General features: G+C 65.1%; 11 protein-coding genes. 3 read left to right on the top strand and 8 right to left on the bottom strand.

Annotated features, from left to right (window positions below):
• Window positions 1-141: 141 nt before the first annotated feature.
• Window positions 142-1,281: a TRAP transporter substrate-binding protein gene (locus tag A9J21_RS17295; protein ID WP_066737803.1), complete on the bottom strand. Its 1,140-nt coding sequence runs from the start codon at window positions 1,279-1,281 to the stop codon at window positions 142-144.
• 349 nt (window positions 1,282-1,630) lie between these two features.
• Between A9J21_RS17295 and A9J21_RS17290 the strand changes: the two genes are divergently transcribed.
• The gene (locus A9J21_RS17290; RefSeq protein WP_066737799.1) at window positions 1,631-3,352 is read left to right on the top strand and encodes a carbohydrate porin; all 1,722 of its coding nucleotides are present in this window, start codon (window positions 1,631-1,633) and stop codon (window positions 3,350-3,352) included.
• Here the strand turns inward: A9J21_RS17290 and A9J21_RS17285 are convergent.
• The 3 genes from A9J21_RS17285 to A9J21_RS17275 all read right to left on the bottom strand — a co-directional run bounded on the left by A9J21_RS17285 (window position 3,336) and on the right by A9J21_RS17275 (window position 5,738).
• Entirely contained in the window at window positions 3,336-4,106 is a 771-nt protein-coding gene (locus tag A9J21_RS17285; RefSeq protein WP_066737798.1) for an MIP/aquaporin family protein, read from the bottom strand. The two genes, A9J21_RS17290 and A9J21_RS17285, sit on opposite strands and share 17 nt — an antisense overlap.
• A gap of 128 nt (window positions 4,107-4,234) precedes the next feature.
• Window positions 4,235-5,221 (bottom strand): DUF2272 domain-containing protein, encoded by a 987-nt coding sequence (locus A9J21_RS17280; protein ID WP_066737796.1) that lies wholly within the window; start codon window positions 5,219-5,221, stop codon window positions 4,235-4,237.
• Between the two features lie 238 nt (window positions 5,222-5,459).
• Window positions 5,460-5,738: an HU family DNA-binding protein gene (locus A9J21_RS17275; protein WP_066737795.1), complete on the bottom strand. Its 279-nt coding sequence runs from the start codon at window positions 5,736-5,738 to the stop codon at window positions 5,460-5,462.
• A 961-nt stretch (window positions 5,739-6,699) separates the two neighbouring features.
• Between A9J21_RS17275 and A9J21_RS17270 the strand changes: the two genes are divergently transcribed.
• A complete protein-coding gene (locus A9J21_RS17270; RefSeq protein WP_066737793.1) occupies window positions 6,700-7,212 on the top strand; it encodes an SET domain-containing protein in 513 nt (170 codons plus the stop codon).
• A 51-nt stretch (window positions 7,213-7,263) separates the two neighbouring features.
• Here the strand turns inward: A9J21_RS17270 and A9J21_RS17265 are convergent, their stop codons facing one another.
• The 4 genes from A9J21_RS17265 to phhA form a co-directional block, all read right to left on the bottom strand.
• Window positions 7,264-8,946, bottom strand: coding sequence for a sensor histidine kinase (locus tag A9J21_RS17265; protein ID WP_066737791.1), 1,683 nt, complete (start codon window positions 8,944-8,946; stop codon window positions 7,264-7,266).
• Between the two features lie 59 nt (window positions 8,947-9,005).
• The gene (locus A9J21_RS17260; protein ID WP_066737789.1) at window positions 9,006-9,710 is read right to left on the bottom strand and encodes a response regulator transcription factor; all 705 of its coding nucleotides are present in this window, start codon (window positions 9,708-9,710) and stop codon (window positions 9,006-9,008) included.
• Between the two features lie 101 nt (window positions 9,711-9,811).
• Window positions 9,812-10,123, bottom strand: coding sequence for a 4a-hydroxytetrahydrobiopterin dehydratase (locus A9J21_RS17255; protein WP_255366035.1), 312 nt, complete (start codon window positions 10,121-10,123; stop codon window positions 9,812-9,814).
• A 177-nt stretch (window positions 10,124-10,300) separates the two neighbouring features.
• Complete coding sequence (gene phhA, locus A9J21_RS17250) at window positions 10,301-11,230, bottom strand: phenylalanine 4-monooxygenase (RefSeq protein ID WP_066737787.1); 930 nt, start codon at window positions 11,228-11,230, stop codon at window positions 10,301-10,303.
• 162 nt (window positions 11,231-11,392) lie between these two features.
• On the opposite strand from phhA, the gene A9J21_RS17245 reads away from it, so the two are divergent.
• Window positions 11,393-11,872, top strand: a complete 480-nt coding sequence (locus A9J21_RS17245; RefSeq protein WP_066737785.1) for an Lrp/AsnC family transcriptional regulator — start codon at window positions 11,393-11,395, stop codon at window positions 11,870-11,872.
• Window positions 11,873-11,926: the final 54 nt, after the last annotated feature.

Here is an 11,926-nt window from a genome sequence, read left to right as displayed (position 1 = left end):
AGTTAACACCTCGGCGCAGCGTTTACAACCTCCTCTGACGCTCCAATTAAAAATGCCGTTCAGTTCTTAACTGAACGGCATTACGGCCGAAGCCGGGCTTTTCGCGTAACCGGAATAGCCGAAAGGCCAGAACGGCGCCGCTTACAGCTTGCGCGCGTAGCTGAACTGCGCGAATGCCTGCTCGGCCACGTTGAACCAGGCCGCCTCGTTGTTGCGGAAGACGCGCCAGTCGTCGAAGATCTTCTTGAACGACGGATTCTTGGCGCTTTCGTCGGCATACGCTTCCTGCGTGGCCTTGAAGCAGGCTTCCATGATCTCCTTCGAGAACGGGCGCAGCTTCACGCCGTTTTCGAGCAGACGGGCCAGCGCCTGCGGGTTCACGGTGTCGTACTTGGCCATCATGTTGGTATGCGCCTCGATGGTGGCCGTCTCCAGCGCACGCTTGTAGAGCGCCGGCAGCTTGTCGTACTCGGGTTGCGATGCGTAGAACGACAGCTGCGCGCTGCCTTCCCACCAGCCCGGGTAGTAGTAGTACGGCGCCACCTTGTAGAAGCCGAGCTTTTCGTCGTCGTACGGGCCCACCCATTCGGCGGCGTCGATCGTGCCCTTTTCCAGCGCCGGGTAGATGTCGCCACCGGCAATCTGCTGCGGCACCACGCCCAGGCGCGACAGCACCACGCCGGCAAAGCCGGCCACGCGGTACTTCAGGCCCTGCAGGTCGGCCACGGTCTTGATTTCCTTGCGGAACCAGCCGCCCATCTGGGCATTGGTGTTGCCGCCCATGAAGTTGACGACGTTGTATTCCTTGAAGAACTCGCGCATCAGCTTCATGCCGTTGCCCTGCATCATCCAGGCATTCTGCTGGCGTGCGGTCAGGCCAAACGGAATCGTCGTATCGAAGCACAGCGTCGGGTTCTTGCCGAAGTAGTAGTAACCGGCCGTGTGACCGATCTGCACGGTCTGGTTCTGCACGGCGTCCAGCACCTGCAGGCCCGGCACGATTTCACCGGCGGCGAACACCTTGATGTTGAACTTGCCGTCGGTCAGTTCCTTCACGCGCTGGCTCAGCAGTTCGGCCGCACCGTAGATGGTGTCCAGCGACTTCGGGAAGCTCGACGCCAGGCGCCATTCCACCGCCGGATTGCTGCCGATGACGGCGGGCGCACCCGGTGCGCTGGCCGATGCGGCGGGGGCCGCCGGCTTGTCTTCCTTGCCGCAGGCGGCAAGCGCACCCGTGGCTGCTACAGCCGAAGCCTTCAACAGGAAGGAACGACGTTCCATGGACATCTCCTCTTTTATAAATATGTATGCGTGACTGCCTTGCACCCGATAATTGTGTTACGCGGAAGACAGGTCGGTCGATTATAGCGGTGGCGTTTTAAGCACGGACGCCCTGCCGGATGGGGGTTTTCGCTAGGAATTCAGCACTTCTGCAACGGTTTTGCCATGGCGCCGGGGCATGCTTCGAAGCGGTGCATCGCATCTTCCGCAATGTGGGAATTCCGACGCATTTCCAACGCTTTGTGACGGCATCGCGGGATTTTGTAACCCGGCTTGCTGTCAAAAAGTTCCCCTGTTAAAAACTGAGCCCTCCCACCCGGAGTTCGTCCACGCCGGTCCTGTTGTGTCCATGCTGCAATCCGTACTGCCTCCCTCCCGTCCATTCGCCCGTCGCCGCCTGGCCTTTGCCGTTCTGGCCGCGTGGGGGCTCAGCGCATGCGCACAAACGGGCACTTCGGTGGCACCTCCGCCTATGATTGCGGAGAGTACGACCCAGCAGGTGACATCCGCCGTCGCCGCAGGTGCCGTGCCTGTCACGGCATCCGCGACCTCCGCCGCCGTACCCGCCGCCGTACCAGTTGCGGCCGCATCGGCTGCTGCCGTACCCAACGCCGCATCTACCGACCCGCTGGCGGACCTGATCCAGTCGGCCGATGCCGGCAGCGAAGGGGCCAGTCCCGCCGAGGCGGGCGCCACGGTAGCGCAGGCCCCGGCCAACGAGAATCCCGACTTTGTCGGGCCGCCCGATTCATTGGCGCCGCCGCCCCCTCCGCCACCACCCGTGGTGCTGTTTCCGCATCGGCTGGGCGAATTCCCGGCGCTGCCGCAGCACGGCACGCAGACCGCGGCGCGCAATCCGGAAGACGCCGACATTGCGGCCGAAACGCCGTCCGACGCCCCGCCAGTGCTGCGTTCGCAACTTCCGGCTGACGATCTCGCAGGCGATTCGGTCTGGCGGCTCGGCTATAGCGGCCGCGCCGCCGTGGAAGACCGCTCCGGCACGCAGCGCGCGTGTCCGGGCGGCGGTACGCCCTCCGCAGGGTTCGGGCAGGGTCTGGCGTGCACCAGTTCGGGCGAGGTCAAGATCCGCGAATCCGTGGCGGATATCGGCGGTGGCGCGCAGGTCCAGCTGGTTGCGCAGGCCAAGGGCACCAATGCCACATCGATCAATGGCAATGCCGCAGCGGTGGACCCCTACGCGCTGGTGCCGAACTTCTATACGTCTGTCAGCGGCCTGTCCGGGCTGACCGTGCTCGACGGCGCCAGCGTCTGGGCGGGGCGCCGTGACAGCAATCCGTTCCTGATGTCGTCCGGACTGCTGCCGCCGAACTCGCCATCGATGCGTTTCGGCATCGACAACGCCAAACTGGGCGAATTCGGCGTGAGTTATCAATACACCGCGCGTAACGACCTAAATGGCGCCAAGCTTCCCAGCTATCACTCGGTGCTGTCGGCCCCGATCGACACCAATGACAAGGGTTCGGTCCGTGTCGGTTTCACGCGGGTAGAGCCGCTGTCGCAAATCGAGGACACGGGCAGCGCGTGGTGGGCTTCGGCCATGCATGAGCAGAAGGGCGTGCTGTACGGTACCAACCGGCTCGGCCTCCAGTACGGACAGGGTTCGCGCACGGCCATGACCGGCTATTCGGGCATGGGCAACGCACTGTCGCGGGTACGCGTTTCGGAATCGATGGAATGGAAGGGCCGCTCTGGCCTGGCCGGATCGGTGGAATCGAGCCTGCAGCTCGATCGCTCCGGCGTCGGTACGCTGCAATGGGCCGCCACGCGCGTGCGGCCGGCCTTTGTCGCCAACGACCAGTTCAAGCTGACCTTCGAAGTGGCGCACGACCAGATTTCGTCCGGGTTTGGCGTCGGTGGCCAGCGCACCGCATTCACGGTGGCGCCCACGATGACGCTGGGCAAGGCCACCGGCAACGCCAACCTGCGAGCGTTCTATACGTACAGCCGCGCCAACGACGTGGACGGCATCACCTTCGCGGCGCCGGCCGACGCCTGGGCTACGCAGACCAGCGGCTCGATCTTCGGCGTGCAGCTCAATCGGCGCTGGTAAGCCTGGCACGGCCTTTCCATCGGCCCCGGGACACCGCGCGTAGCTCGGTCGGCAACGGCGGGCAAAGCCAGTGGAATAGCAGCGTCGCATTCATAGCACCAAATATCTGAGCCAGAATAAACGCTGGAATATCGATCATACGAATACCGGTGAACGTATCGGTCATCGCGCAGGCCAACGTCAGGGCCGGGTTTGCGAAGGATGTCGACGACGTGAACCAGTAGCCCGCCGTGATGTAGCCCGCCACGACAAACGGCACCAGCCCGGGCCGCGAGCGGCCGGTGGCGATGGCAAGACCGATCAGGCCGAACGACGCCAGGCATTCGCTCCACCACATCGGCGCCCCCGTGCGCGCCTGCGTCGACATCGACAGCGCGGGCAGGCCGAACATCGCATGCGCGGCCATCACGCCCAGCACGGCACCCGTCAGTTGCACCAGCACATAGCCAGCCGCGTCGCGCGGCGACAACCGGCCCTGGATCAGGCTCGACAGGCTGACCACCGGATTGAAGTGACCGCCCGACACCGGCCCCAGCGATACCAGCAGCGCCACCAGCCCGGCCCCGGTAGCCAGGGCGTTGCAAAGCAGGGCCAGGGCGGTATCGCCGGCAGCCAGCCGTTCCGCGCGGATGCCGGAGCCAACGACGATAGCCACCAGCAGGGCCGTACCCAGTGCTTCGGCCACCAGGCGGCGCGCGATGTCGGGGGTGGAATAGGGGGCGGACGGAGAGGAAGAGGGCGCTGCAGCAGACATGCGAAAAATCGTCGAAATACGATCGCGCAGTGTTTAGCGGCAGGGGAATCCCCGTCAATGCAGCGGGGCGATGTTGAGAAGCTACCGCCGGTACCGAATCGGCCTGTCAGCGGCAGTTATTGCTGCATTTACTGCAGGTCGTTGCGCAGGATCAGCAGCCACGGCATGTGCGAGTTCGTAAAGCCGTCGAGCTGTCCGGCGTCGTTCAGGTCGATCACATCCATCGAGACGGATTGCTGGACGTTGCCGCCAATCGCCTTGACCACGTTGGCGGCACGGTCCACCTCGACCACGATGTCGCAGTGCATGGGCGTAGTGCCAAAGTCGATCTCGGAAGGATCGGACAGGTATTTGTCGCGCCCCCGGCCTGCGCAGATCATGTCGCCAGGACGTGGCACGCCAGGCACTGGCTCCACGTGGAAGGCGGGGCGCGGCAGGATGCCATCGCGCGCATCCACCACGTACATCGAATGCGACTGGCCGGTCAGGAACTGATCGTTGTCGAGGCCCGCCTTGCGCATTACCCAGGAAATGAACACCGCCGACCACGCCCACGCACCCTGCGTGACCTGGCGGCAATCGGGCGCCTCGCCGACGATGCCCCAGTAGCGCTGGGCCATCCGGCACCCCTGCGGCGTGGCTTCCATGCCCGTGCCATCGGGAAAACGCAGGCACTGGCTGTCGCCGTCTTCTTCCATATCGGTATCGGCCGACGGCTGTAGCGCCGCCCCATTGCCGCCGGCACCACTGGCCGGCAGCGCCGCCGCCGGGGCGGGCAGGGGGCTCTGCGTCACGCAGGCCGAATCGTCACGGGCAATGTGCACCACCTGGCTGCCCCATTTGCGCCATTCCTGCCGGGCGATATCGACGATCCGTTCACGCGCCGTGGCGCCGGGCGGCGTGACCACGCGCTCGTAGTCCGGCAACGGCACCGCCTGCGGCCGGGCCGGACGCGGCGGCGCGGTACTGCAACCGCACAGGATGGCCAGCGCCACCACCGCCATCAGCCCCTGCCAGGTACGTGTGCGCGCCTGTGGAGAATGCTGTGGAAGTTTGTGTGGAAAGCGCTGTGAATAAGGCTGTGGAAATGTGCGCTGCGGCAAGCGGAACGACATGTCAGGCTCGTGATTCCTGATCTCGCGCAAGGCCTTGATCAGCCAAGCGTGGATGACATTTTGGCGTGGTTGCCGCAGGCCTGCGAAGTGGCCGTGCCGGCTGTGCGATTCTCCACGCGGAGCTGGGGGGAAAATGGTGTGGATAACGTCCCCGCGCGCTGCGCACCTGCGCCGCTTTCGGGCTCTGGCGGCGGCACGGCGGGGTCATGCGAACCGGGCAACAGCTTGCCCGTCGGCATTACTGGTTGACGGCGTCCTTGAACTTCTGGCCTGCCTTGAACTTCACGGTCTTCGCAGCTTCTACCTTGATTTCTTCGCCGGTGCGCGGGTTGCGGGCCATGCGCTCGCCACGTTCGCCCTTGCTGAAGGTGCCAAAGCCGATCAGGCTCAGGGTCTCGCCCTTGGCCACGGCATCCATGATGGCGTTCAGGGTCACATTCAGGGCCTGCTCGGCCTTGGCCTTCGTCAGACCGTCCACGCCAGCTGCGATCGCGTCGATCAGTTCAGTTTTCGTCATGCTTCACTCCGTATCGAGTTGAAAAAACACTGACGTCCTGTCCGGAGGGCTTGGCTGGAAGCCGCCCCGGCAAAGACGCCGCGGGCCACATCATACCGTGTCGGACACGCCGCACCGGGAACAGTTTGTTACCGGCACTTGGCTCCCAGGCCGCGTCAGGTCAAGGTTGGCGGGTTTTTTGCAGAAAAGGCGAGCGGCAGGAACGCCCGTATACGCCCCGAGGCCCCAAGGGCCGGCAATCTGCCGTAAACGTCCCTGGAGCCGCGTATACGCCTCAGGACGCGTTCTGACGGCCGTGAGCACCCCGGAGGGCGCGATCGGCCGTATACGCCCTCAGGAGCCCGCTCAGGGCGTATACGGGCTGTGCACGACAGTCAGGTGGCGGTCAGGCGACGTATACCGCGCGCCTGGCTGTTTCGCCATGGATTGCGGCGCATGCATGGGCGACAGTCCTGCCTCTTTTTTCATCGGGACCACAAAAGCAATCGAGACGGCAGTTGCCGTGCCGCGATCGGATCAGTGGCGTATACATCCCCCGGGGCAGTCCTCCTGCGTATGGTTTACATCTTTCTTTCATGTATACAGATAGTAGTGATAGGTAAACCACCCCCGTTTCTGTGGATAACCCCGTATACGTCAATCGGATCAAGCGTTTACGTATACCGAAAGCACAGGGATGAAATGTTGGCCCGCGTGGATGACTCATCCTTCGGGATGGGATGAGGGACGTATACCTGCCAAGTTGTTCGTATACGTTCCCCATGCCAGCCCCAGGCAGCCCACATCAAACCCATGCGCTTATCCACAAAAACAGGCCGGGTTATCCACACCGGTATACGTGGGCGACGCCGTAAACCTGTCGCTGCCCGCACGGGCGATGATGCGTATACCTGACACAGCCACGCGGGTATCATCCGGTTCGCGCCGGACTGGACCGGCCCACCACCGCAGGAACATCAGAATGTCGGACAAGGCCAAGGACGCCAACGAACTGAAGCCGGGCAAGAAGAAGACCGCCAGCGATCGCATCGAAGTGCGCCAGTCAGGCGTGCATGGCAGGGGTGTCTATGCGATTGGGGCGATCGCCGAGGGCGAGCGCGTGATCGAATACAAGGGCGAGCACATTTCCTGGAAGGAAGCGCTCAAGCGCCATCCGCACGATCCGACGGATCCGAACCACACGTTCTATTTCAGCCTGGACGACGGCAACGTCATCGACGCCAAGTTCGGCGGCAACCGTGCGCGCTGGATCAACCACGCCTGCGAGCCGAACTGCGAGGCGCGCGAGAAGAAGGGCCGCGTCTTTATCCACGCCTTGCGCGATATCGCCGAGGGCGAAGAGCTGTTCTATGACTACGGCCTGGTCATTGACGCGCGCTATACGAAGAAGCTGAAGAAGGAATACGAGTGCCGTTGCGGCAGCCCGAAGTGCCGCGGCACGATGCTGGCGCCCAAGGAAAAGTCGGGCAAGTAACCGGCTCGGCCGGATTCCCGGCCTCTCGGACGCTCGGACCCGTCAGGCTTTTCAGGCGGCGACGGTGCCGGGTGCCTCGCACGGGATCCGGATCACAAACCGCATCGACGCGCGGCGCGCTGCCGAATCCGGCCCGGCCCCATCGTCGGGCCCCCCGGCCAGGGCCGTCGAGACCGATGCAGGCGCCGCAGCCGGCACATCCTCGATCCGGATCGTTCCCTGGTGCAGGGTGATGATCTCGTGAACGATGGCCAGGCCCAGGCCGGCCCCGCCAGGCGACGCCTGCAGGGCAGGGGTTCCAGGCGTGTGATCGCCACGGAAGAACCGCTTGAAGACTTCCTCGCGGCGGGCAGGCGGGATGCCGGGCCCGTTGTCTTCCACCATCACCACGGCCATGCCACGATGGCCCATGGCCTCGCCGCCGGCGCGCACCGTAATGCGTCCGCCGGCTGGCACGTACTTCACCGCGTTATCGATCAGGTTGGACAGCGCTTCGCGCATCAGCAGCCGGTTGCCGCGCACCACGGCCGGGGCACCGCCGGTGAACGTGGGACCGGGCAGCACCTCGAAACCCAGGTCCACGCGGCGCGCCAGCGCCTGCGGCACCCATTCGGCGCCAATCTCGAAAGCCATTTCCGCAAGGTCGAAGTGTTCGACCGGACCCAGCCGCTCCAGCGACAGGCCAGGCTCGGCCCGTGCCAGCGACAGCAGCTGGTTCGACAGCCGCACGGCGCGGTCGGCGGCCGTCTGCACCTCGCGCAGCGCATGGCGCGCCACGTCCAGCGAATCGGCTTCCACGGCGCGGTCGGCATGAAGCTTCACGGCGGTCAGCGGCGTGCGCAGCTGGTGTGCGGCATCGGCGATGAACTTGCGTTGGGCATCCAGGGCGTCGCGCAGCCGTGACAGCAGCGCATTCAGGGCGCGGATCAGCGGCTCGACCTCGGCCGGCACCTGGGTCTCGTCCAGCGCCGCCAGCGACCGCGCGGTCTGGCGGTTCAGCTTGTCGGTCAGGATCTGCAGCGGCACCAGCTCTTCCTTGAGCACGTGCGACAGGATCAGGCTGCCGACCAGCAGCAGCAGGATCAGCGGCACCGACACCGACAGCAGGATCTCGTTGGCGGCCGTTTCCCGGCGGTCGAGCAACTCGGCAACCTCTACCACGATCGGCCCGCGCGGGATCTGCGCCTCGGCAGGCGTGGTCGCCAGTTCGTCGGCAGCCGGGCTGGGCAGGTTCACCGGCAGCCGCACCGCCCGGACCTGGCGGCCGCTGAACCACGCGTAGAACAGCCGCGCATCGTGCAGCGAGGTCTGGCCGGTGCCGTAGCCCAGCCAGGTGTCCATGCCGCCGATCAGCCCGTCCGGGCCGTGGATGCGCCAGTAGATACGATCCGTGCCTTCGGCCTCGACCAGCGTCTGGGCGATGATCGGGATGTCCTGCTCCAGTCGCGGGCCGGCAATGCGGATCTGCTGGGCGATGTTGTTGGCGACGCCATAGAGCGCCCGATCGAAGACCTGCGTGGTGTAGTGCGCCGCAAGCCAGTACGACAGCGAACCGCTGGTCAGCACCAGTGCGAACAGCGGCGTTGCCAGTGCGCGCAGCAGATGGATGCGCAGGCTCAGGTTCGATGTGCCGCGCGCCGCCGCGCCGCTACGGCTGCGTCCGCCGCGTGTGCGCTTGCCCGTGGCGCTCGCATCGCCAGGCGGGGCAGAAGAAGATTGCGAACGCGGCCACATGGCGGGTCAGGACTTCCCTTGAGGGCGGCCGCCACCCGGGCGGCGCATGCCGGTCAGGCTCAGTGGCCGGCGCGGATTTGTAGCAGATAACCGAAGCCGCGCACCGTCACGATTTCCACGTCGGCATCCTCGAGCTTCTTGCGCACGCGATGCACGTAGACCTCGATGGCGGTGTCGCCCACCGTATCGCCGCCTTCGCCGGCCGGATGCGCAAAGGTGGCCAGGTGGTCCTGCAGCTGTGCCTTGCTGACCACGCGGCCCTGCCGCTGCAGCAGCAGTTCCAGCACGGCAAACTCGCGCGGCGACAGTTCCAGTGGACGGCCGTCGACGAACATGCGGCGGTCGTTGCCCGACAGCCGCAGCCGGCCCAGCCGCACGTCGCGTTCCGGGGCAGCCTCGCCGTGCTGGCTGCGGCGCAACAGCACGCGGACGCGCGCCTCCAGTTCCGGCAGGGCGAAAGGCTTGACCAGGTAGTCGTCGGCACCGGCGTTCAGGCCCGACAGCTTGTCCTCAAGCTCGTCGCGCGCGGTCAGGATCAGTACGGGAGTGGTGCGATTGCGGGCGCGGTAGCGCGCCAGCAGCGTCATGCCGTCGATGCCCGGCAGGCCCAGGTCCAGGATGACCAGGTCGTGCTGTTCCTTCAGCAGATGGTCGGTGGCGTAGACGCCGTCATGCACCACGCGTACCTGGTGGCCGGCGCGGGACAACCCGGCTTCCACGCCGCTGGCGATTTGACGGTCGTCCTCGATCAGCAGGATACGCATGGCGGTACAGGTGACATTGATTCGGAAACAATGTTACCGATTGTACAGGGCAGGCCCAAGGCCTGCCTTTCAGTTGGCCTACAGCCGTGCGAGAACCGGTTTCAGCGCGCCAGGCCGGCGGCGGCCTGTTCGATGAAGCGGGCCAGGTCGATATCGCGCTGGGTCAGGCCGTTGGCATCGTGGGTGGACAGTGTGATGTCCACGCGGTTGTACACGTTGAACCACTCGGGATGATGGTCCACCTTGTCGGCCTGCAGCGCCACGCGGGTCATGAAGCCGAAGGCGGCGTTGAAATCGGCGAACTTGAACGATTTCTGGATGGCGTCACGGTCCTGGACGGGGGTCCAGCCGGGCAGCGCCGCCAGCAGCGGCTGGCGGGCGTCTTGCGAAAGAGGCGTCATGATGGGCTCGATCTGAAGGGTTGTCTGTTGCAGCACTGGGAACACGACAAAAGCCGGCCCGCCCTGGCACACGCGGGATGACCGGCGGCCGGGGCATTCCGGCATTGTTTCACAAAGCGGGACAGGTGGCGGGGCGCCAACGGGCCGCGGGCAGGGCCGCCTGAAAGCGGCCTTCACGGCGGCAAGCCGTCAGATATCGTCGCTGCTGGCCCAGCCTTCGCGGGTACCGATGTTGATGACCTGGTCGCCCTCGGCGATGTCGCCGGCGCCCAGCGTCGGCAGGGCGCGCAGCGCCGGGTACATTTCGGTGAAATCCGGGCGCGTGGCGTCGAACAGCTGCTCGAAGCTGTCGATCACGAAGTACGTCTTCTGGAACGTGTCGATGCGGTAGCGGGTGCGCATGATCCGGTGCAGGTCAAAGCCGATGCGGTTCGGGCTGGCCGAATCGAGGCTGTAGACCGACTCGCCCTGGCTGGACAAGATGCCCGCGCCGAAGATGCGCAGGCCCTGCGGCGTGCGGATCAGGCCGAATTCCACCGTGTACCAGTACAGGCGCGCCAGCATGTCCAGCGCGCCCAGCCGGGCGGCCTTGAGCCCCCCCTTGCCGTACGCTTCCATGTAGTCGGCGAATACCGGGTTGATCAGCAGCGGCACATGGCCGAACACGTCGTGGAAGCAGTCGGGCTCCTGCAGGTAGTCGAGCTGCTCCGGCTTGCGCATCCACCAGCTGGCAGGAAATCGCCGGTTCGCCAGATGATCGAAGAACACTTCGTCCGGCACCAGGCCCGGCACGGCCACCACCTGCCAGCCGGTGGCGCGCATCAGCATTTCGTTGAGCTGGTCGAACTCGGGCACGCGGTCGCGCTCCATGCCCAGCGTGGCAAGGCCCTGCAGGAATTCGTCGCAGACACGGCCCTGCAGCATCGACGCCTGGCGGTCGTACAGCTTGCGCCATATCGCGTGGTCGGTATCGGTATAGCGGTGTACCGGCTGGGCGATGGTGAAATCGGGGCGCAGTTCCTGGCCGGACAGCAGGCCGGCGTCGAACTGTTCCTTGAGCTTGGCGGTCATCGTGCCGGCAAAGTTGCCGGTGTCGGGGGTGGCGGCCGAGGGCGTCATGCGTTACGTCTCCAACTTGTGGTCTGGATTCCGATCGGATGCGGAATTTATGCATAGTCTATCGACCGGTGGCCGCAATATGGCCGCAAAATCGGCAGATTCCGCCAGTTCAGCACATATAATCCGCATACATTCTCCACTCCATGCGGGAAATCTGCGCCCATGAACCAAGCCAGTCTCGACCCTTATGACCTGGCCCTGCTGGCCGCCCTTCAGGCCGACGGCCGCTCCACCCATCAGCAACTGGCCGAGCGCGTGCACCTGTCGCCCAGCCAGGTGGGCCGGCGCCTGGCCCGGCTGGAAGCCGATGGCGTCATCACCGGGTACCGCGTGAACCTGTCGCCACAGGCGCTGGGGCTCGGGGTGATGGTTTTTATCAGCGTGAAGCTGGCGCACCATGGCGACACCATGGTCGAGCGCTTTGCCGAGGAGATCCTGCTGCTGGAAGAGGTGCAGGAGTGCTATTCGGTGGCCGGCGAGGCCGATTACCTGATCCGCGTGGTAGTGGCCGACCTGCCCATGCTGGCCGATTTCACAATGAAGCGGCTGATGCGGGTACCCGGCGTGGAGAGCGTGCGGTCGAACATCGTGCTGACGGCACTCAAGCGCGAGGGCCCGCTTCCGCTGTCTCATTTACGCTAAACCGCAATGCAGTTCTCCTGAAATGTGCAGAGGCTTGCGCTTGCCACTTGCGCA

This window comes from Cupriavidus sp. D384 (assembly GCF_001652915.1).
In the GTDB taxonomy this organism is placed as follows: domain Bacteria; phylum Pseudomonadota; class Gammaproteobacteria; order Burkholderiales; family Burkholderiaceae; genus Cupriavidus.
The sequence above is the reverse complement of the archived record's forward strand: the minus strand, read 5'-3'. Positions and strand labels throughout refer to the sequence as shown.